Source organism: Psychrobacter sp. bablab_jr014 (assembly GCF_016464015.1).
Lineage (GTDB): Bacteria > Pseudomonadota > Gammaproteobacteria > Pseudomonadales > Moraxellaceae > Psychrobacter.
This window is the reverse complement of record NZ_JACDXT010000005.1, coordinates 1-22670: the sequence shown is the minus strand read 5'-3', so window position 1 is coordinate 22670 and position 22670 is coordinate 1. Positions and strand designations below refer to the sequence as shown.

Sequence of the window (22670 nt, the reverse complement as noted above, 5' to 3'; positions counted from 1 at the left end):
CCCTTTTTTGATATATGAAGGCAGTATCGTTTATGTTTCATAAACGGTTATATTAGCTGACCTACCCTAATTAAAGCTTAAGGCATGGTTGCTGTGGGTGTTTTTAAAAATTTAGGATTGGCATTGCCCCAATTGGCATATATTTCGGTAAATAAGGTATCTACAATGTCTTCCACCTCGTTTTGAGTCACCTCCACATTGCCTTGTTTACCAAATATGACCACTTCATCGCCCGATTTAATATCTGGGTAATCGGTTACATCCACCATCGTGGTATTCATTGATATTTTGCCTACCACTGGTACTTTATGACCATTGATGAGCACGTGCCCTTTATTGGTAAAGGTACGGCGATAGCCATCAGAATAACCAAATGGCAAGTTTGCTAAATAGCTGTCGCGTGTTAATTTATAAGTGCGGTCATAGCCAACCGTTGAGCCTTTGGGGTAATAATTAACGCTTGCAACTCGGCTTTTAAAACTCATGATAAATTTAAAATCTTTACGCTCAAAATATGGCTCGCCAAATAATATCGCCCCTGGGCGCACCATATCAAACCAGCCCTCTGGCACATTTAATGACACAAACGAGTTGGCGGCGTGAATTGTCAAATCATTTCTATCTAAATTAGCGGCTTTTATCAGCCAATCGGTTTGCTGTTTAAAAGTTGTTAGCCCTTTTAGCACATCTTCGCGATCTTCTTCGGGAAAGTGAGTCATAATGCCAACAATGTCAAGGTTACTCATCTTGGTTATCGCGATAGCATCTTGCTGCAAACGGTTAATGCTAAGATCAATACCGTTACGATCCATGCCGCCAGCGTTTAACGCCATATGAAACTTAATGTTTTTACTGGCCTTTTTAGCAAGCTCATTGACAATTTTTGCTTGTTCTAGACTGCCAATTAACTCTTCAACGCCATATTGCATAGCGTCTTCAATTTCAGCATTGGTAGCAGCGCGCACACGCATGATGCGCCCTTTATAGCCATGGCTGCGAGCAATGCGAATCTCTTCATTACTGGAAATGCCGATACACGGCACATTGTGCTGTATGACAGTGGGCATTAAGTTGTTAATACCAAACCCATAAGCATCTGCCTTTAATATGGCACAAATCTCAGCCTGCCCATTTAAGTGATGACGCATGGCCTCAATGTTGTCGCCATAAGCGTCAGCGTCCACCTCAAGCCAAGCATTGGCATTGTTGATATTAAGCGCGCGAGTATTGTGGGAATTATAGATATGATGGGTATTGGTCTGTGGAGAGTCGCCAGTATAAGTTAACGCTGGTGCGGCGTGGGCAAAAGTGAAAGGCACACTTACCCCGTAAGCAACTGCGGCAATGGCAAGCGATAAAAAACGGGGTTTAATATTCAATGTGGTCATCATCATCCTTGATTACTGATTAATAAATTAACTGGCTAACTGATAAAAACAAAAGTTATCATACCATTTATCTAGCTTAACGCAGTGGTTATAAATTCAAAGGTAACGTATTTTTATTGATATAGTCAGTTCACTACAAAATCGATATAAGGAGATTCAACGTTATTTTTCGCAGCATCAAAAGACGTAGTCACTGCAAGCAAGAAAAATAGCGTTGAATCAAACAAATGTACTGTCCTGTATCTCTTTTATTTAGACTTAACTATAGCTAGATTTTACTGCTGGTTTTTTGCTCAGACCTAATGCATCCATTTTTTAGAAAATCCCATTTAGAAAATCATATGCGCGCACAAGGCAATAATCGGTAAGGAAATCAGCGTTCTTAACAAAAAGATGATCAGTAATTGAAAAAAGCTTACAGGGATTTTTGTACCCAAAATCAGCCCACCCACCTCTGACATATAAATCAGCTGCGATACTGACAAGCAAGCAATCACAAAGCGCGTCAGCTCCGACTCAATCGATGAGCCAATAATCGCAGGCAAGAACATATCAGCAAAGCCAACCATAATGGTCTTGGACATCTCTTGGGCAAATGGAATGTTCAGCAATTCTAAAAACGGGATAAACGGCATGCCCAAATAATCAAAAACAGGCGTCTTTTCTGCAACAATCAAACCAAGCGTACCGATGGCCATCACGACAGGCAAAATGCCAATCCACATATCTAAGATATTTTTTAGCCCATCGCTTAAAAACGTGCCGACACTTGGGCTTTTCTCAGCCTTTTCGACCGCCATATCTAAGCTATGGTTGAACAGCTTTTTACCTTCAGGAATCGCTTCGCTGTTAGCATCGTTATTATCGACAATATAAGTATCAGCAATTCTCGATAACGGAAACAGCTTGGGCACGACAAGCGCGCAAACGATACCGCACAGCGCGACCACACCAATCATATTGAGAAAGTAGCTCTCTAACTTGACCTGCGAGATGACCACCAAACAAAACGTCACCGACACTGCCGAAAAGCTGGTAGCAATAATCGCCGCTTCGCGCTTGGTATAAAAGCCACTTTGTAACTGCTTGTCGGTCAGCAGCACGCCAATCGTACCATCACCAAGCCATGACGCGAGACAATCCACCGATGAGCGTCCTGGCAAGCCAAACAAAGGGCGCATGACTTTACTCAATAGCACACCGACGAATTCTAACAGGCCAAAATCAAGCAGCAACGGCAGCAGCAAACCCGCTAAGAAAAACACGATAAACAAAATCGGCATCAGCTCATACAGTACCAAACCACCAATACTGTCCGAGTAAATCATCTCAGAGCCGTATTGAAAATACGTCGCTACCGCAAAAAATGCACCCAATATACGCAGCATCAGCCACGAGGTTTTGACATTGAGCAAATTGTTTAAAAAACGGTTATTCACAATAAAATCAGGTTTGAAAATTTTGGTATATAAGCTACCGACCAATGTCGTCATGATGGAGATGACCACCAAAAGCGGCAAAAAGTCATGCAAATAGCCTTGGATAATGTCTTTGAGCACAGCGATGGGAATGGTAAAGCCGTCAGCATAGCTAACGAACTTGCCATCGATATACGGAATGGGAAAAACAAAAATGAAAAGCCCCAACATCGAGGGGATAAAGAACCTTAAAAACTTGCCAATGCTATTACTGCTAAGCGTTTTATCTGACGCATGAGTTTTGATATCCATGTTACCTTCGACTCCCTGTCTGCCTTTAACCAGTAAGGCGCGTTGTGGGTAAACGCGCCGTGCTGGCGTTTTAACTCATGTTATAGTCAGGGCTAAATAAAAAAGGACACACTTTAACGCATTTACACCATTAAATGCCATCTCTCTTTGTATCGTACTGACTATAAATACCCTATATCCCTATATTTAAGACGTGTGTTAATAGTGGTTTAACAAAGACTGCGTGACTCTTTCTAAAATCTTAAAAATGCGGTCTGAGTCGTCTTGTGAGTTGTTGTACAGCGGGTTGATTTCTGCCATCTCCCAGCAGCACACTTTCTCGTTTTTAATCAGCTCAATGTTGAGCTGCATGGCTTGCTCGTATGACAGTCCGTTACGCGCAGGCGTTCCTGTGCCTGGCACATACAAGGGGTCAACGCTGTCCACATCGAACGACACGTAGATATGGTCGCAGTATTCGAGCTTTTTAAAGATTTCTTCGACCGTCGCGCTGATGCCTTTTTTAGTAATTTCCGCCACGCTGTATAGCGGGATTTTATGGCGCTTGATTAAGTCCATTTCTTCTTGCTGATAATCGCGCACCGCACAGAAGACAATATTTTCAGGCTTAATAGACGGCTCATCAGAGACCATATGTTTTAAGCGCTCCCAATATTCCTTTTCTTCATCAGACAGCTCATTGCGCTGAGATTCTAGATTGTCAATCGCGCACGCCATCGCGAGCGGCATGCCGTGCATATTGCCTGAACCACTGGTATAGGGCGAATGGATATCAGCATGCGCGTCGATATAGATCACGCCGATTTCGGCATCAGGATGCGCCATTTTTAGACCATGCATCGTGCCTGCGCAGCTAGAATGGTCACCTGCAATGACGATAGGAAACTTTTTTTCGTCTCGAATGTCTTTGATTTTGTGTGCAAGCTTTGAGATGACAGGCTCAATCACGTCAGCGTATTTGGCGTGTTTAAAGCGTGACTCGCCGCCTTCTTCGATATAGTCGTTTTTGATACGGTCAAATTGCAGCGTTTCATAGTACTCAGCGTTGATGGCTTTTGATGAATCGCGCAAGGCATCGATACCGAGTGACGCCCCTTTTTTATGTCCTGCGACGTCTGAATACACTTCGACGATGCGTACGTTTTTAGCGAGATCATTCATGGCTTTCTCCTTAATGAATAGATTTTTGTATCATTTAACGTGTTAAAATAAATGTCTTAGTATTCAAAAAGACACAGCTGTAAATACTCAAAGTTATACTGTGTAATTTTCTAGCATTACTAAGTAATAAGCTTTTCTTTTCGGATATAAGGCGAGGTCATTGCCTGTAATAAGGATGAGTAACGAATACTAAATGCCACAATATCACCCACTTTGATATCAACCTCTTGCACATCCAAAATCATATGATCACTACTGCCTCCAAGAATTCTTATGCGCTCATCTATCGGCTCAATGTCCTCTATAACAACGTCTTGCCTGCCAATGGCAACAATAGCGCGACTATGTTGACCAAGGTCTTCAAGTACAACGCTATGACCAAACGCATTTTTACCTTGTTTACCTTGCGGCATTGATGACTTTACCTTGACCTCAATCACTTCAGCTTCAAGCTTGAATACATCGCTATGCATACCTAAAATAGGACGTCCTGATGCTGTGTCGTTACCCAGCAACAATGACTCACCTAAACGTAGCTGGTTGATGCCTTTTGGCAAATCATGTTCAAGCATCAGTGACAATGTGCTGGAGTTACCCCCCGAAACTACCATGAGGTCGTGCTCCAACTCATTAGCAATGTTTCTCTTCATCTCAACTAAGCGCTCCATTTTTTCGCGTGTAGGTAAAACACCACTGTAACAAGCCAAATTTGTTCCAATTCCTAACCACTGCAGATGGTCCTGTTGCAAAATAAAACGCCCCATTGCTAATACATCATCAGGTAATATACCTTCGCGTAAATCACCCAGCTCTATCATTAAAATAATACTGTGCTTAACGCCTACTGCTTTGGCACTCTCTTGTAATTTTAATAAAGTCTCAGTTTCTGATACCAAACTAATATCTGCGTGCTCAATCACTTCAGGTACTTCATAAATACTTGGTAAGCGCAATAGCAGTGTCTTGCACGATGCTGCCACTTCTTTAATAACTTTTATATTCTCTATTCTCGAATCAGCAATTTCTGATACCCCTTCATCGATCAATACGCGGATAATATCGGGGTAAGCACAGATACCCTTGGTCACAGGTATCCATTTGATAGGATTCTCATAAGAGTTGAACAAATTATTCAAAAAACGCACATTGGCACGGAGCTTTTTTTCATTCCACAGCAATCTTGGATACTTTTTCACCGCAATCACCTCATATTTTCAACGTACATAAGCTATTGTTTATAAGTCTCGCTGCTTTACGATTGCTTACTACTTGCTGAAACAAGCGATTGCTCTTCTGGCTTAATTTTGGCAATTGAAAAACCTGTAATCGCATATAAGATAGAAATAATAGGTACAGTGAAATTGAGAACAGCATAAGGAGCGTACTCTACGACACCGACACCTAAAGTCGCTAAGATAAATACCCCACAGGTGTTCCAAGGAATGAAAACCGAAGTGAGTGTGCCGCCATCTTCCAAGGCTCTAGAAAGGTTTTTAGAGGCTAGCCCGCGCTCACGATAGACATTTGAGAACATACGTGCAGGGACAACGACAGATATGTACTGCTCAGAGCACGTAGCGTTAGTAATAAAGCAAGAAGCAATGGTAGTCGGAATGAGTGTTTTAGCAGACTTGGTCAGGCTTGCCATTTTTTTAACAATGGAATTGAGCATGCCTGTATTTTCGAGCACACCGCCAAAAGTCATGGCTACGATAGTCATAGACACCGTATACATCATTGAGTCAATACCACCGCGATTAAATAGTGTGTCAATAACGTCGTTGCCTGTTTCAATGACATAGCCGTTTTGTAAAGTGTTCATAGATACGGCGGTCGTATCTCCTTGAACAAAGATTTGGCATAAAAAACCTAAAAAGATACCAAAGGTCAGTGCTGGCAGCGCAGGAATTTTATTAGCAACCATGACAATAACGATAAGAGGTACAAGCAGTAACCAAGGTGAAATGACAAAACTTTGTTCTAGAGCGGTCATTGTATTGGCAATATTGGTCAGCTCTGCTGCTCCTGAAAAGCTTGTACCCAAATACCAGTAGACGCCCAAAGCAATTAACAGCCCTGGAACAGTGGTATAAAACATGTTTTTGATATGTACAAATAGATCGGTGTCTGTCAAGCCTGAGGCAAGGTTAGTCGTGTCTGATAATGGTGACATCTTATCACCGAAATAAGCCCCGCTAATGACCGCACCTGCAATCATTCCTGCTGGAATACCCATGCCTGCACCAATACCCATACCTGCAATACCTATCGTACCCATCGTTGACCATGAGCTACCAATTGCTATAGATACCACTGCACACATTAAGGTTATGGAGATTAAAAATAAATCGGGACGTAGTAAGCTTAGACCGTAATAGACCATCGTCGCTACTACACCACCGCCCATCCACGCACCAATGGCTAGACCGACTAAAATGATGATCACGATAGCGGGTAATGCTAGACGTATACCTTTGTAGATACTTGATTCAATCTCTTGCCATTCAAAACCTTGTCGCCATGCTACTAATGATGCGACTATAGTACCAAAGGCTAGGGGCACATGCGGTGCGCCTTCAAAGACAACGATGGTGATCAACATTGCAACTACCATCGCTATAATGGGCAAGACTGCCCAAAAGAAAGGTATGTTTTTATCAACATTCATTACTATAAATCCCTATATTTTGGCTTATGAGCCGCTTCATCCTGAACAAGTAATCAATAAATGCAAAATAAGCCACATATATGCGTTATACAAGCTACTGTGTTTGCCCAACCCTACACAGTGAAACATCGGCTCAAATATAGGTGGGCATCAGTACTGCACCCACCTAACTCAATAAAATAAAAAATAAGCTTACTTAGCGGTGCCTCATTTACATGGGATACGTTAAAAACTCCTATTTCAACGCATCTTTAAGCGAGACACTAAACAACGGGGAGTCACAACAATAAAGTGTGACATGTCACAAAAAACACTGCCCTGCACTTACTCTACTTCTCTAACCACAAAGAGGAAGTTCTTGAGAGCTTGTTGTTCCACTAACCACAGAAAACAAGTTTTTTGGGTCTTGTTGCTGCGTGATGAGGTCTAGCAATTCATAGCGCTGCTTTTCTTTAATCAGGTCGCGCAAGTACACTAGGGCGGTAAAGTCTTCTGAGGCAAAGCCCACCCCATCGAACACGACCAAGTTATCAGCGGTACTGCGAATAGCTTTGTCACCTTTGACGATATGGTGAAACTCGGTCACAGGGAAATCAGCGTCGAGCTGTTGAATGTCACCTTCGATACGTGTTTGTGGTTCAAACTCTACAACCACATGATCAGCACGGCGTAAAATATCGGCGTCCAGCTCGGTTTTGCCTGGGCAGTCACCACCAATAGCATTCAGATACACGCCTTTTTTGATCATGTCATCGCGCAAAATGGTGGCGTTTTTCTTATCCGCCGTACAGGTAGTGATGATGTCCGCACCCTCAACCGCTTCTTCTGCGCTGTTGCAGATGGTGATGTCTAGGCCAGAATCAGCAAGGTTGTCTGCTACTTTTTTGGTAGCATCAGCATCCACGTCATATAGACGTACTTTTGAGATACCGATGACGGCTTTCATACCCAGTGCCTGAAACTCACATTGTGCGCCATTACCGATGAGCGCCAGTGTTTGCGCGTCTTTTTGTGCGCAGTGTTTAGCAACAAGTGCCGAGGTGGCCGCAGTACGCAGCGCGGTCAAAATGCACATTTCGGTAAGTAAAATCGGATAGCCTGTATCGACATCAGATAAGACGCCAAAGGCTGCGACGGTTTGCAAATCGCGCTTGGTATTGATGGGATGACCATTAACGTATTTGCATGCGAACATCTCACCATCACTGACAGGCATCAGTTCAATGACACCATCTTTTGAATGTGACGCAAAGCGACTGGATTTTTCAAAGTCCTCCCAACGAGCAAAATCTTTTTCTAAAGCATCGACCAGTTCGGTGATGGTTTGCTCGATGCCATGCTCACGAATCAAAGCAGCCATGGCTTCAACACTGACGAATGGGACACCTTCTTTTTGTGAAACGATAAATTTAGACATATGTCTGACTCCTTTTCATAGCAGCTATGAATAGCTGATGTTTCATAAATAATTTTCATTGAATCCATAAACAATATGCTAGCAACTATAAATGCCAGTTAAAATGTCAACAATTAGTAAAATAAGCATCTTTTTTTGTCATTTTGATAACAATTGTATTACAATATGTATACTTATAAACTTTTATCCACTTTTAAGAAAATACTTGAGTTGCAGGTAGCTTAGTATGAGATTGAGCAAATTTATGACATTACTGAGCTTTATTTCGGCTTATCAAAAAATAAGGCAGTCAGATCTATGAAGACCGACTGCCCTTTATATAGAAATATCATTTTTTCTTTATTTGCATCTTATATTCATGAAGCTCCCTTTTAACGATAGGCATAAGGAATATCAATCCAATGATGTTAACTACAGCCATTGAAAACAACACTGAGTCTGAAAAATCAATGACTGGTCCAAGACTGACAATAGCACCTATGAAGGAGAACAAACAAAAGATAATCTTATAAGCATATTCGCTTTTTGTACTATGCCCTAATAAATATGTCCAAGCCTTTAGCCCATAATATGACCAGCTGATCATTGTAGAAAAAGCAAAAAGTACTACAGCAACCATTAATACATACGGAAACCAACCAAACACGCTAGAAAACGCAGCAGAAGTTAGTGCAACACCACTATAGCCACCCACTGTTTGAATATGACCTGCTTCGTTTAAAACATATAAATGTGTCTGAGGGTCAATAACAAGTTGACCTGTAATAATAATTACCAAAGCTGTCATAGTACAAATAACAACAGTATCGATAAAAGGTTCTAAAAGCGCGACAAATCCTTCAGTAACAGGCTTATCGGTTTTCACAGCGGCATGCGCAATAGCAGACGACCCAACCCCTGCCTCATTGGAGAATGCAGCACGCTTAAAACCCTGAATCAGTGCACCAACGAAACCGCCTGTAACGCCCAAACCTGTAAAAGCACCTTCAAAAATCTGTCCAAATGCCCACCCAATAGCACCAGCATTCGCTACTAGAATCACCAAACATGTACCCACATAAAGCACCGCCATAAAGGGAACAATTTTTTCACTAACACGAGCTATCGATTTAATACCACCAACGATAACTGCAAACACCAGTACGGCAAAAACCAAACCTGTGATCCAACTCGGATAACTGCCTAATACAGCAGTCAGTTGTTGATGGGCTTGATTCGATTGAAACATGTTTCCCCCACCAAAAGAGGCAAGGACGCAGAATATAGCGAATAAAAAGGATAGCACACCACCAAAAGGTAAATTTCGCTCTTTAAAGCCTTTGGCTAAATAGTACATAGGACCACCAGAGACTTTCCCTTCAGCACTTTCAATACGGTATTTGACCGCTAGTGTACATTCGACAAACTTCGACGCCATCCCTAGAAGTCCTGCCAGTATCATCCAAAATGTCGCGCCAGGTCCACCAATACTGATAGCAACCGCAACACCTGCAATATTGCCCAAACCAACAGTACTGGATAATGCCGTTGTTAGCGCCTGAAAGTGACTTACTTCACCTGCATCATTTGGATCCGAAAAATCTCCACGTACCAGCCTTATTGAATGTCTCATCCATCGGAACTGAACGAAACCAAAATACAGGGAAAACAATACAGCTCCTGTAACAAGCACCAAAACAATCTAGGGAAACTCTGTTCCTGGTAGAGGTGCAAAGATCAGACTAACAAACCACCCTGTATATGTTGCAAAGTTTTCATTGATACTTTTTTCTAAAGCAGATTCTGCAAAGGCTGGATTATTAATAAAAAAGGCAATTAAAAATAGAAATTGTAATACATACTTTTTCATATAGCATCCTTAGTTCACTATAGTAACGGGTATATTGGTATTAATAATGATTTGTGCGGTAGCATCACCAAACATTCTTTGTCTACGTTTTTTTGCAGAAAATTTAGATATAAATATTTGACTCGCGTTCTTTTGTTCCGCAATCTCATTCAACACATCAACGAAATTACCATGAGCGACAAAGGCTTCTGCTTGAAGGCCTTCTTTTCTAAGCATTTCCATTAAAGGCGCTATCACTCTTTTATTAGCAAACTCAACTTCTTCTATTTTCCTTCTCTTCCTATTTTCATTTTCCTCAGGTGTTTGAAATTGATAAGGTGACCATTCGACGACGCATACTAGAATCAAGTCCACATCCTTACTCATTAGTTTTGCTTGTGTTTTAGCAAAATCTAATGCTCTATGGCTTCCTTCGCTACCGTCTACTCCTACGACGTAAATCATTCTCATAATGAAGTCCTTTTCTAAAAAAAACACTACCTGTTTGTCAAAACAGATAGTGCTCTATTGTCTTTAGGCGTGATGTATTCCTGCAATCATACAGCGTACTGACCCACCTGCTGACTCTATTGTTGGTACGTTAAGAGGAACCAAAGTTACGAAAGTTTCCAAGTCTTGCTTTTGAGATGGCGTCAACGCATTATAGGCTGTCTGTGACAGCGCTAATACCAACCCATTATTACCTTGTAATTCTATAGCATTGCCGCAAAATCTTTGAATCTGACTTTCTGACAGTGCAATAATTTTTTGATTGTTTGTATTAAAAATATTGACCAATCTTGTTTTATCATGATCAGCAACCATGTCTAAACTGATCATCACGAAATCTGTACCTATACACATAAGTACATTTGTATGATAGATAGGGATACCATTTTTATCAAAAGCATCAAAAACTACTGCGCTATAACCTAATTTGTAACACACCATATCTAGGAGATGTTCATCGGTGCGTTTAGATCGGCAAGCATAAGCCAGTTTATTATTATGATCAAATACAATTGATCCTGTGCCTTCTAAATACACACCTTCATTAGAATAGCTTCTTAAGTCAACCTCTTCTCTCACACCATATTTTTTATTAATTAAATCAATAACATCCTGACGATATTCTAATCGACGGTTTTTAGCGTACATAGGATATTTGATTAAATACCCGTCATGATGCGTGCTAAACCAATTATTTGGAAATACGGAATCGGGCGTATCTTTTAGCTGGTCTTCAAATAAATGAACCTCTATACCTTGAGTACTCAATCTTTTAGCAGCCTGTGTGACTTCATTGAATGCTTTTGCAGACAAAGTAATACTGTTATCGACTCGACGATTCTGGAATGAATTGTCAATCATTGTTTCTGGATTAGAAACGAAATGATGAGGTCGTATCATAATAACGGCATTAGGGGCTTGTACTGAATCTTCCAACAACATCATTTCACACTCCTTCTCGTTTTAATGGTTGAATCGATTAAGATAAAAATATCGTATCAAGCTAGTCTGAAAGTTAAAATGTCAATAAGTCATCAAATAGATATGTTTTTTTGACATATTGAAAGAATGTAATTAGCACTTTGCAAAAATACAGTTATTATTACCTTATAAGTTAACAACGAGGACACTTCTATGGGACACTACATTTACGACTCTCTAGACAACGAACTTATCGCTGAGCTGCGCCAAGATGGTCGAGCAACTGTCTCTTATTTAGCAAAAAAGCTCAAAGTCTCTCGCGCCACGATACAAAACCGTTTAGATAGGTTGATACATAGCGGCGCTATTTTGGGCTTTACCATCCGTGTGCATGAGGCACTGGATAAAGAAACTATCAAAGCCATGATGATGATTGAGGTAACGGGAAAATCTACTTCACAAGTCATTAGAAAGCTACGCGGCATACCGCAACTGATTAAGCTACATACCACAAACGGTGCGTGGGACTTGGTAGCGGAAATACACACCACCAGCCTGAGTGAGTTCGATGAAGTACTGCGCCAAGTGCGCGAAGTGGATGGTATTTTGAACAGCGAAACCAGCGTTTTGCTGTCCAGTTTATAAAAAATCAAAAAATCGTGATTTTTTTAAAATAAAGTGTTGACAATCTATACGCCTTTCCCTAAAATACGCATCACTGTTAGCGAGGGGCTATAGCTCAGTTGGTAGAGCACTTGCATGGCATGCAAGGGGTCAACGGTTCGACTCCGTTTAGCTCCACCATCTACTATTTACTTTTAAGGTTAGCCTTGCTAATATAATGTAAATTATAGTTAACAGTACAGTATCAGCACCTAGGCAACGCTTTTATAGCAGTCTGATATTGTTATTATAGATATATTCTATAATCTCTATTGCGTCCCCATCGTCTAGAGGCCTAGGACATCGCCCTTTCACGGCGGTAACCGGGGTTCGAATCCCCGTGGGGACGCCACTATTCGGCGTCAATGGTCAGCACTGTTTTAGACAGATAAGACTATCCACACGCTAACAAAAAAGCCCAATCGTTTGATTGGGCTTTTTTGTGTTTGTTTCCTTTGACTACAGTTGTCGTGACTGCCCTATCCAAAATCTACATTTATACCATAACGTCTATTGCCACTATTATTTATCCGTTTTACTATCAACCATGATGCTTTAAAATCCTTCTCACGCCTATATGTAAGTAGCGCTGCTATCTTATGGACTCTATTAAACAGGGACGCGTTATGTTCGGTATCGAAAACTATTTTGGCTTTATCATCGCCGCGCTTATTCTTAATATCACGCCTGGTACAGACAGTATTTACATCATTACTCGCAGTGTGTCGCAAGGGCGTAGCGCAGGGTTACATTCTGTTTTCGGTATTACTTCGGGCATTTTAGTACACACGCTGCTGGCGGCATTTGGTCTGTCAGTACTGCTCGCCAGCTCGCCACTGGCGTTCATGATTGTTAAGTATTTGGGGGCAGCCTACTTGTGCTATTTGGGTCTAAAGATGATTGTTAGTACCAAATCTGGCGCGATAGCTATGGGTTTGGCAGAAAATACAGGCACAACCACCGTGACCAATACAGGCTGGCATATTTATAGACAAGGCGTGTTGACCAATGTCTTAAACCCAAAGGTAGCGCTGTTTTTCCTTGCCTTTTTACCACAATTTATCAATCCAAGCTATGCGCACAGCACGCTGTCTTTTTTACTGCTTGGCTTAACCTTTGCCACGATGGGATTTTTATGGTGTGTGTGCTTGTCTTTATTGTCTTCACGCTTTAGTGCCCGCATGCGTGCCAATCCTGCTATCGAAACCATCATGAACCGAATCAGCGGCGCGGTGTTTTTTGGCTTGGGGATCAAGTTGCTTACTGAGAAGGCGTAAAGTGCAACTAAGGTTTTATAAGAATTATACGCATGACTGAGCCATTGAATGTAGGAAAACCGAGCCCTGTATCACACAAGGCTCGGTTTCTTATTGTTTTTAAAATATTAAGCGGTCATGTGCTCAATCACGCCGCATCTTTGCTATCACTCGCCAATTGACGCAAGACATAATGCAACACGCCACCATGACGCACGTACTCGCGCTCTTTTGGCGTTTGTAGCATAACGTTAACCTCAAAGGTTTCGCTTGAGCCATCGGCACGCGTTGCAGTAACGGTTGCTGTGCGGCTTTCTCCATTATCAAGACCTGTAATGCTGAGCACTTCTGAGCCATCAAGGTTGTGCGACTGGATACTTTCACCATCTTTAAAGGTCAATGGCAAGACACCCATACCAACAAGATTTGAACGGTGGATACGCTCGAATGAGCCTGCCAATACTGCTTTTACACCAAGTAAAATCGTACCCTTAGCTGCCCAGTCACGGCTAGAGCCTGTACCGTACTGCTCACCACCTAAGACGACCAGTGTACGCCCCTCTTCTTTATACTTCATCGCCGCATCATAAATAGGCATTTCTTGTCCGTCATCAAGACTTGCGCTGTCACCATCAAAATAATAGGTGTAGCCGCCTTCTTTGCCATTCATCATCAAGTTTTTGATGCGAATATTGGCAAAGGTACCGCGAGTCATCACCGCATCGTTACCACGGCGTGAGCCATAGCTGTTGAAGTCCGCTTCCATAACGCCGCGCGACTGCAAGTATTGACCTGCTGGCGAATCAGGGTCGATACTGCCCGCAGGTGAGATGTGGTCTGTGGTAATAGAGTCACCGAATAGCCCCAAAATGCGAGCATCATTGATATCAGGAATGCCTTCTGGCTCCATAGTCATGCCATCAAAGAACGGTGGGTTTTTGATATACGTAGACGATTCATCCCACGGATACAGCTGGCTGTCCGCTGAGGTGATGGCGTTCCATTCGTTACTACCGTCAAAGACTTCGCCATAGTTTTTATGGAACATATCGGCATCGATATTTTTGGCAATCAGCTCATCAATCTGAGCAGAGGTTGGCCAGATGTCTTTTAGATACACATCGTTGCCATCGTTGTCTTGCCCAATAGGCTGGGTGGTTAGGTCGATATTGACTGTACCTGCCAGTGCGTACGCGACGACCAGCGGTGGTGATGCCAAATAGTTGGTCTTAACATGTGAGTGAATACGTCCCTCAAAGTTTCGGTTACCTGATAACACTGAAGCGACTACCAAATCATTCTCTTCGATACCCTGTTCGATGCTCTCAAGCAGTGGCCCTGAGTTACCAATACAGGTGGTACAGCCGTAACCGACAAGGAAGAAACCAACTTTTTCTAGCTCGTCCATCAATGCAGTACGCTCAAGATAGTCGGTGACCACTTTAGAGCCAGGTGCCAGTGAGGTTTTTACCCACGGCTTGGCTTTAAGCCCTTTTTCTGCTGCATTTTTGGCAACCAAACCTGCACCAATCATCACTGCTGGGTTTGAGGTGTTGGTACAAGAAGTAATCGCTGCGATAACGACAGAGCCATCACGCAATTCGTGCTCGCTATCATTGATATTAACGGTTGAAAAGACGTCTTTTACTGGCGCATCTTCTTTATCGCCTGTTTCCATCTCGGTAGGTTCAGCCGCTAGATGCTCCGCCTGCTCTTGCTCACCGCCTTCTTGGTCAAAGCGTACTTTGCCCTCTACTTCCGCCTTACGATCTTCGGTCATGCTGGCAAGTGTGTCGCCAAAGCTTTGATGCATGTCTGACAAAGCGATACGCTGATGGGGCAGTTTTGGCCCTGCAAGCGATGGCTCAACAGTGCCAAGGTCTAAGTATAAATTGCTTGAATAGGTAGCGTTTGGCGTGTCGCTATCGTGCCACAAGCCTTGTGCTTTGGCATATTTTTCGACCAATTCAATTTGCGCTTCTTCACGACCTGAGAGGCGCAGATATTCAATGGCCACTTGGTCAATTGGGAAGATACCACAGGTCGCGCCGTACTCAGGTGCCATGTTAGCGATGGTTGCACGATCAGCAAGCGGCATGTTGTGCAGGCCGTCCCCATAAAACTCAACAAATTTACCTACCACGCCATGCGCGCGCAGCATCTCGACTACACGCAGTACCAAGTCAGTTGCGGTCACGCCTTCAGACAGCGCACCTGTCAACTCAAAGCCGACCACTTGCGGAATCAGCATCGATGATGGCTGGCCGAGCATTGCCGCTTCAGCTTCGATACCACCCACGCCCCAGCCGAGCACGCCAATACCATTAATCATGGTGGTGTGGCTGTCTGTACCAAATACTGTGTCTGGATATACGGTCAGCTCTTTACCATTATCGCCATCGACTTCTGCAGCCATTACTACGCGTGCCAGATACTCAAGGTTGACCTGATGCACGATACCTGTCGCAGGTGGCACGACGACGAAGTTTTCAAAGGCTTGCTTACCCCAATGCAAAAATTCATAACGCTCATTATTGCGTTTAAATTCAATTTTTTTGTTTAAATCAAGCGCGTCTTCACGACCATACACATCCACCTGCACTGAGTGGTCAACGACCAGTTCGCTTGGGATAAATGGATTAATCTGCTCCGCTTCTCCGCCTAATTTTACAACTGCATCACGCATCGCCGCTAGGTCAACGACCGATGGCACGCCTGTAAAATCCTGTAGAACCACACGCGCGGGCATAAAGGCAATTTCTTTACTTGGCGCAGCACCTGCATCCCAATTAGCGACCGCTTCAATATGCTCTTTACCGACCGATTGCCCGCCGTCTTCATTACGCAGCAGGTTCTCTAGGACGATTTTCATGCAGTATGGGAGGGTATTGATATGCTCGTACTTTTCGGTGAGCTTGGGTAGGCTATAGTAATTATGGCTTTTGCCATCGACGTCTAAGGTGTCTTTGATATTAAAAATGTCGCTCATAATCGCTTCCTTGTCTGGCGCATCATTGGTGGGTTTTGGTTATCGCTTTTATTATCAAAACATGGCAGACAAGCCAATACCAAAAAATGCGGTGAGTAAGTGGCTGATGTTAAAAACTATAGGTTCAGTTCGTTATTATAAAATTGTCAAAACGGCAGGCGGTAAGTACGACTGCACATGTTTATTACCTATCAAGTATAAGTAGTCTTTACCGTAACAAATATGCGCGCTAGATTGGGTAGTGAGTCGTTATAAATCGTGGGAAAAACGTAACAAAAGGCAGGAAAATGGCAGCAAGAAGCACGATAAGGCGCGTTATCTGACCGCTGGTCTTTATGATAAGAAAATAAAAGTGACGACACGCATCATAAAATTCGATGTCAGCAAGAAGCGCTGCCTATTGCTTTTTACGCCGACCACTGCGAAACACAAAGCTATCCTCATAAAAGGCAGGGTCGCGGTTGTCCGCAGCATAATGCGGCACACCCAAAATTGGTAACGGTGATAAATCACACGGTTTGACATCCGCATCGGACAGCAATTCGTCCATATATGCTGCCAATTTGTCATCGAGTACCTGCATCCGCGCCGCCAATGATAAGGCAAAAAAGTCAGGCGTGACATTGATAATCACGCTGTGCGCGCATAAGGGCTTACGCGGGGCAATCAGCTGCTCAAGCAGCGCATGCCCGAACACATATACCGCCGCACTGGCGTCAGCACGTGGAGCGCTAATATCATCCCACAGCGCACGCGGCGCAACCAAACACGCCTGCCAATCAAAGCCTTTAAGCGCTTGCCCAATCTTAGGGCGGCAAGTTACCAAAATCGCACCGTTTTCATCAAAGACGGTAATCGTATCGCGCACCCGCCCGCGACCTGTCTTTGCAATATCGACGCTTGCCGCCATGTGGCGCATGTGATGATGATTCAGCAGCGCTTTGGTCTTAGGAAAACTGAGCCAAATACTGCCGTTAAACAAATCATGCAGATTGTCGCGTGTGGGAATGTTGCCCGTCTTAGCAATAAAGGTCTCGTACGCCATGCCCTCAAGTAAAGCATCTTGCGCCACAAATTCAATCTTGTGCGCTGACTCGCCAGCAGTTGGCTGAGTGATAAGCGCAGTTTCGCTCAGCGTGCGCGCTTGATTTAAAATGCTGGCGATAATGGCGGGCGGCGCGTCTGCTGCCTCGGTTGTGGTATACGTTTGCACACCATTTGCCAATATCTCGCGGGCGCATAAATGCTGTAGCCATGGCGCTGACCAGTCAATCTGGGTAAATATCGGGTCTAACGGAACAACTGCGGGTTTGGCAACATCATTCATAACCAACTTCTCTATGGCGCGTGAATAAATAAAAATAGCGGTGGCGAACTGTGCGCGCAGTAACACAACGCCAGCAAAGTCCCCGTCAAGCACAAGCAAAGCTTTAGGTACGACGGGCGGCAGCATGGTATCATAATGCGCTTTTTTACCGCTAGGTTCTCTCTTGCTATGGCAAACTTTAACACCCATTTAAACGGCGCATTTTTAATCAGCAGTACGGTCGCGCTGACGATATACAAGGCAGGCTTGATTGATGATAGCGAGTTTTTGATTTGTGTCGCGCTCGGCACGGCGGGCGGTTTGTTGCCTGATTTGGACTCCGACCATTCCACACCGATTAAACTTGGCTTTGATATCGGGGCGCTGGTGTTTGCCTTTGGTTTGGTGATGCATTGGCGCAGTACGCTCAGCCTCGTGTCCCTTATCGTACTGTGGATAGCGGGCTATGTGTTTATCCGCTACACCGTGTTTCATGTATTTACTAAGATGACCGTGCATCGCGGGGTGATACATTCCGTGCCGTATATGGCAATATTGGGTCTCGGTCTGACAGGGCTTTGTTATTATGGCTTTGAGGCGGATTTGAGCGACAGCTGGTTTTATGGTCTGTTTGTGTTCGGTGGCGCGATGGTGCATTTGGCACTGGATGAAATCTACAGCGTCAATCTGACAGGCATGCGCCTCAAACGCTCAGCTGGCACGGCGATGAAGTTTTATCAGCACAAGGATAAATGGTGGTATCTGCTGATTTATGGCGTACTGGCATTACTGATTTATGCCGCGCCGCCTTTTGCGCCGTTTGTGGACGATGTCAGTGACCCCACCCACTGGCAACAGTTGCGCCAAGGCTTGCTGCCGACACTGCTTGAGACGTGGTGGACGCACAAAGGCTAGTTTTATTCATCTATCAAGGAGCGCTTATGCCCGTGTGTCCCTGCCGTATCACGCCGCCGTCTGTTAGTACGCAAGATAGCAGCGCGTCTTATGAAGACTGCTGCCAGCCATATCACGAATCACTTGCCGCGCCCGATGCCGAGCGCCTGATGTGCAGCCGCTATAGCGCCTTTGTGTTGCAGCTGCCTGAATATATCGTAGCGACCACCGTGCCCACGCAACAAGCGCTGCTGGATAGGGACGCGATAGCGCAATGGGGCAAAGACACGGACTGGGCGGGACTTGAGATTGTGCAGCATCGACCTAAACTGGGCAAACGCCACGCGCAGGTAGAGTTTAAAGCCTATTTTCATACCGATAGCGGTGTGCAGGCGCATCACGAGCTGTCAGCCTTTGTGAAGATTATGGATAAAGACAAGCAAGCACGCTGGTACTTTATCGACCCGACGGTGCGTATGAATATGAGCCAAAAACAGCCGTGTATTTGTGGCTCAGGGGAGAAGTTTAAACGGTGTTGTGGGGGTTATTTGGATTAGTTTTTTGTTAACTTATTATGAAAATATATTTGTTTATTATCTTCGTTGTCGTCTTTAAGCCATTCAGATACTTCAATCATTTCGCAATCTGGTGTAATTTCGTAGTAGTTGTAGTAACTATTGGCATAAACGCTTTCAGAGGGTACGTAGCAGGTTATAGACTCAGCCTTGCAAAAAGATTGGAGTCTTTCCAAAAAAATATCAAGTGGAATGTCAATTCGATGAATTTGTAATAGTGTACAAGCATCACCCTCTATAAGACTTTTTACTCCGAGACAGTCGCAAGATTTTGGAAGTTGATTTTCTAAGGCTTCCATCTCTTGCAAGCTTAATACCGTAACCTTATTTTCTGGTAAGCCGAAAGTTTTCTGTAGTAACAAACTAGCCCTTTCATCGCTAATGGCTTCTTTTACAAAAAAATCAATCATTAAGACGCCTATTGCCAAATATCATTCCTAAACACTCGCCCCAACTTCCCTTGCAATCGCAATCCCTTCCTCAACGGTCAAAAACTTGCGCTGACTTGGGCTGTCTTTATAAATGACGTCACCATCTCGAAAGATTAAGCATTCATTGACGGCGAGCTGCTGCCATTTCTCATTTTCAGTCAATGGCACGGTCACCAAAATCGTCACCTTATCGGTATCGGTGGTGACATCGCTAAAGTTAATCGCCAGCTCGTCATCAGAGAGTTTTGCCTCGCCAAAAGGCGCTTTACGCGTGAGATAAAACAGCAAGCTGCCCGCGTACGCCAGCTGCCAGCGTCCATTGGATATCAGACAATTAAACAAGCCATTGGCGGACAAATAACGGCACTGAGTGGTCAAAAAGTTAAACAAGGTCTTGTCATCAGGGCGGGTTTTAAAGCTGCTTTTGAGGCGGTTAATCAAATAACAAAACGCCATTTCTGAATCGGTCGAGCCAACGGGCTGACAGTGCGCGGCGTTGCCATTGTCTTGCAGACGCTGACAGCGCTTGATGAACTCTTTGTTCATCTGCCCATTGTGCGCAAACACCCACTGCTCGCCCCACACTTCGCGGACGAACGGGTGCGTGTTGGCAAGGCAGTTTTGCCCTTGCGTGGCTTTACGGATATGGGCAATCACGTTCATTGCCTTAATCGGATAATGATTGACAAGGTCGGCAACGGGCGACTCATAGCTTGGGCGATTGTCATGAAACATCCGCAGCCCTGTCGAGGCATTATCATCGCCGCACTCGCTGCGCTCAAAAAAGGCGATGCCAAAGCCGTCTTCATGGCGGTCGGTCATGCCGCCGCGCTTACGAAAGCCTGCAAAGCTAAAGCCAATATCGGTTGGGGTATTACAGTTCATTCCTAACAGCTGACACATAACCACTTACCCTTTTCCTTGCACATCGTCATGCGATTCAAAACCGACACTATTAAAATCAATGTCATCGCTGTCATTATCTTCATTGTCAACATCATCCAAATCGACAACGCTATCGGTATTGATGTTTGCCAAAATGGCTTGCGCGCGCGCCAAGTCAGTGTCCTGCACCCACAGCACCGCGCCTGAATTCATACCAGGGATGGCGCTGAGCGCTTGGGTTGAGACGCGGATACCGTTGTTTTGTAGCAAGGTGGCGTGCAGCTCGCCTTGCAGATTGGTATCGTATTGTGCCAGCTTTTGCCAGTCGTCAATGTGTGTACTCATCGCTTATCCCCTTTTATGATGATGCTTTTCTAATATCTACTATATAATCAAACCTGAAGAAAAAGATAAAAAATTATAAACCGCTCTATGAAATAAATTTTTTTGCTTGCTGTGACTTCGTCTTTTGATGCTACAAAAAATTCATTTCATTTCGCTATTTTTTCTCAAATCATTTTGACTATATGAGTTATAAATATTATGCGATGGCTTGATTGAGCGTGTGCTCTTCAATCACGCTGTGGCTGCCGAGTTTGGCTTGTGCTTCCTCAGCTTGTGCTTTGTTGCTAAACACGCCGATGATGTTGCCCGCCGCATCTGCATCCGTTTTTGCGAGCAGAATAAAGACGCTGTTGTGCGCTTTTTCCACATTCGCCCAATGATAGGCAGCAAGGCGTTTCATCAGGTCAGGGTTTTTGACCATAATGTTGTCGCCCGTGCGCCCTTCGGTGCGGTTGTAATGGATGACGTTGAGGCGCAATAACCAAAAAATCACGGCCGCTTTGGCTAAGAAAATCGGCAAGGTACGGCGCTCGGCAGCACTCAGAGGACGCTCTGATTCATAGCCTTCTAAAAAGGCGCGCATCTTGTGGCGGTCAAAATCGACCGATTCGCCTTCGGTGGCATTGCCCCACGTGGTACAAAAATCATTGATGGTAATGGCAATGTCCATCACGTAATGCTCGACACTGACTTCGGTAAAATCGAGCAAACCTGTCAAGCGCTCATCGCCTGTTTGTAGGTCCCACAAGGTATTGTCCGCAAACATGTCCAAATGGCACAGCCCTTGCGGTAAGGTATCGAGCGGTAAGTCACTATAGGCTTGCCAAATGTCGCTCATCAGCATTGCTTCATCGCTTGGCATATATTGCATCTCGCGGTCACGCACGTCCGCCCACGGATACAGCGGCACGCCATAGTCTTCAGCGGGCGTCAAGTCTTGCAAGGTTTTATGCAATACCGCGAGCGCTGCGCCCATATCGCGGCACATGGCAGCGCTGTTACGCGTCGGGTGCGTCCCTGCTAGGCAGGGCACGACGGTGATGGCTTTGTTTTCATAACGCATCACGTAACGCTGCACGTCCTCGCTCTTACTGCTCAGCACAGGCAGCGGCGCGGCGACAGGCAATTTGCCCGCCAGCTGATTTAAAATCACTGCCATCTTTTCGATATCGCTTGGCGGTCGCTCTTCGAACAAGGTAAACACGTATGAGTAGCTGCCGTCTGCATCATCGGTCGTCTGAATAAACCAGTTGGAATTTTTTACGCCTTGGGTAATCGGAATCGCACGGGCAAAAGACACACCAAAGCTTTGGCAAAAAGCGGCAAACTGATCATCAGTCAACTGGGTATAAACGGACATAACAACTCACTTATGATGGTTAAAAAGGTAAACGAAGCGTATAAATAAGGATTGTAAGGGCTAATAATACATGGCGGCAATGCGGCATACTAGGGTGTGTTTTTGTTGCTTATTAGGATTAGGGCGTGTTGAACATTCGACCATGGCACTGACAGCGACTATTTTTTAGGCGATTCGAGGTTAAAAATAATAAGTTTAGTCACTCTAAGCGTTTATTTTTAACGATGAAGCGGCAAAAAAGAGTCCTGTCCCTGCGGGCTGATGCTAAAATTGCCCCATACTGCGTTACAAATCTCGCTAAGGCATCTGCATTATCGTCGCTTTGCGCCTTGTCTGGAACAAT

At 44.2% G+C, this 22670-nt stretch carries 20 protein-coding genes and 2 tRNA genes; 6 read left to right on the top strand and 16 right to left on the bottom strand.

From position 1 onward, the window contains the following. Positions 1-77 precede the first annotated feature (77 nt). From alr to ctlX, 10 genes are all read right to left on the bottom strand, one after another. A complete protein-coding gene (gene alr, locus JIE71_RS01115) occupies positions 78-1388 on the bottom strand; it encodes an alanine racemase (RefSeq protein WP_199506893.1) in 1311 nt (436 codons plus the stop codon). Between the two features lie 329 nt (positions 1389-1717). Further along, positions 1718-3118: a YjiH family protein gene (locus JIE71_RS01110; protein ID WP_199506892.1), complete on the bottom strand. Its 1401-nt coding sequence runs from the start codon at positions 3116-3118 to the stop codon at positions 1718-1720. Positions 3119-3316: 198 nt separating this feature from the next. Next, positions 3317-4279 (bottom strand): arginase, encoded by a 963-nt coding sequence (locus tag JIE71_RS01105; protein ID WP_199506891.1) that lies wholly within the window; start codon positions 4277-4279, stop codon positions 3317-3319. A gap of 119 nt (positions 4280-4398) precedes the next feature. Beyond that, on the bottom strand, positions 4399-5475 hold the full coding sequence (locus tag JIE71_RS01100) for an alanine/ornithine racemase family PLP-dependent enzyme (protein ID WP_199506890.1): 1077 nt from the start codon (positions 5473-5475) through the stop codon (positions 4399-4401). A 56-nt stretch (positions 5476-5531) separates the two neighbouring features. After that, positions 5532-6947 (bottom strand): Na+/H+ antiporter NhaC, encoded by a 1416-nt coding sequence (gene nhaC, locus JIE71_RS01095; protein WP_199506889.1) that lies wholly within the window; start codon positions 6945-6947, stop codon positions 5532-5534. Positions 6948-7284: 337 nt separating this feature from the next. Continuing rightward, positions 7285-8364, bottom strand: coding sequence for an ornithine cyclodeaminase (locus tag JIE71_RS01090; protein WP_199506888.1), 1080 nt, complete (start codon positions 8362-8364; stop codon positions 7285-7287). Positions 8365-8692: 328 nt separating this feature from the next. Next, a complete protein-coding gene (locus JIE71_RS01085) occupies positions 8693-10036 on the bottom strand; it encodes an alanine/glycine:cation symporter family protein (protein ID WP_323126902.1) in 1344 nt (447 codons plus the stop codon). A gap of 9 nt (positions 10037-10045) precedes the next feature. Continuing rightward, complete coding sequence (locus tag JIE71_RS01080) at positions 10046-10213, bottom strand: hypothetical protein (RefSeq protein WP_199506886.1); 168 nt, start codon at positions 10211-10213, stop codon at positions 10046-10048. 9 nt (positions 10214-10222) lie between these two features. After that, positions 10223-10663, bottom strand: coding sequence for a universal stress protein (locus tag JIE71_RS01075; RefSeq protein ID WP_199506885.1), 441 nt, complete (start codon positions 10661-10663; stop codon positions 10223-10225). A 63-nt stretch (positions 10664-10726) separates the two neighbouring features. Further along, complete coding sequence (ctlX, locus tag JIE71_RS01070) at positions 10727-11647, bottom strand: citrulline utilization hydrolase CtlX (RefSeq protein ID WP_199506884.1); 921 nt, start codon at positions 11645-11647, stop codon at positions 10727-10729. Between the two features lie 189 nt (positions 11648-11836). Between ctlX and JIE71_RS01065 the strand changes: the two genes are divergently transcribed. The 4 genes from JIE71_RS01065 to JIE71_RS01050 all read left to right on the top strand — a co-directional run bounded on the left by JIE71_RS01065 (position 11837) and on the right by JIE71_RS01050 (position 13563). Continuing rightward, entirely contained in the window at positions 11837-12268 is a 432-nt protein-coding gene (locus JIE71_RS01065; protein WP_199506883.1) for an Lrp/AsnC family transcriptional regulator, read from the top strand. Positions 12269-12351: 83 nt separating this feature from the next. After that, positions 12352-12427: transfer RNA gene (locus JIE71_RS01060), tRNA-Ala, on the top strand. Between the two features lie 135 nt (positions 12428-12562). Continuing rightward, positions 12563-12638, top strand: a tRNA-Glu gene (locus tag JIE71_RS01055). 274 nt (positions 12639-12912) lie between these two features. Further along, the gene (locus JIE71_RS01050; RefSeq protein ID WP_199507005.1) at positions 12913-13563 is read left to right on the top strand and encodes a LysE family translocator; all 651 of its coding nucleotides are present in this window, start codon (positions 12913-12915) and stop codon (positions 13561-13563) included. A gap of 127 nt (positions 13564-13690) precedes the next feature. On the opposite strand, the gene acnA is transcribed toward JIE71_RS01050, so the two are convergent. Both acnA and JIE71_RS01040 read right to left on the bottom strand, forming a co-directional pair. After that, positions 13691-16531: an aconitate hydratase AcnA gene (gene acnA, locus JIE71_RS01045; RefSeq protein ID WP_199506882.1), complete on the bottom strand. Its 2841-nt coding sequence runs from the start codon at positions 16529-16531 to the stop codon at positions 13691-13693. 397 nt (positions 16532-16928) lie between these two features. Further along, a complete protein-coding gene (locus tag JIE71_RS01040) occupies positions 16929-17984 on the bottom strand; it encodes a DUF3025 domain-containing protein (protein ID WP_199506881.1) in 1056 nt (351 codons plus the stop codon). A gap of 42 nt (positions 17985-18026) precedes the next feature. Between JIE71_RS01040 and JIE71_RS01035 the strand changes: the two genes are divergently transcribed. Further along, positions 18027-18752 (top strand): metal-dependent hydrolase, encoded by a 726-nt coding sequence (locus tag JIE71_RS01035; RefSeq protein WP_199506880.1) that lies wholly within the window; start codon positions 18027-18029, stop codon positions 18750-18752. 26 nt (positions 18753-18778) lie between these two features. Continuing rightward, positions 18779-19288, top strand: a complete 510-nt coding sequence (locus JIE71_RS01030) for a YchJ family protein (RefSeq protein ID WP_199506879.1) — start codon at positions 18779-18781, stop codon at positions 19286-19288. Here the strand turns inward: JIE71_RS01030 and JIE71_RS01025 are convergent. From JIE71_RS01025 to JIE71_RS01010, 4 genes are all read right to left on the bottom strand, one after another. Beyond that, positions 19285-19716, bottom strand: a complete 432-nt coding sequence (locus JIE71_RS01025) for a hypothetical protein (RefSeq protein ID WP_199506878.1) — start codon at positions 19714-19716, stop codon at positions 19285-19287. The two genes, JIE71_RS01030 and JIE71_RS01025, sit on opposite strands and share 4 nt — an antisense overlap. Positions 19717-19743: 27 nt before the next feature. Then, positions 19744-20640 (bottom strand): class II glutamine amidotransferase, encoded by an 897-nt coding sequence (locus tag JIE71_RS01020; protein WP_199506877.1) that lies wholly within the window; start codon positions 20638-20640, stop codon positions 19744-19746. A 6-nt stretch (positions 20641-20646) separates the two neighbouring features. Further along, positions 20647-20967: a hypothetical protein gene (locus JIE71_RS01015; protein ID WP_228284483.1), complete on the bottom strand. Its 321-nt coding sequence runs from the start codon at positions 20965-20967 to the stop codon at positions 20647-20649. Positions 20968-21163: 196 nt separating this feature from the next. Further along, positions 21164-22327, bottom strand: a complete 1164-nt coding sequence (locus tag JIE71_RS01010) for a homoserine kinase (protein WP_199506876.1) — start codon at positions 22325-22327, stop codon at positions 21164-21166. Between the last annotated feature and the right edge of the window lie 343 nt (positions 22328-22670).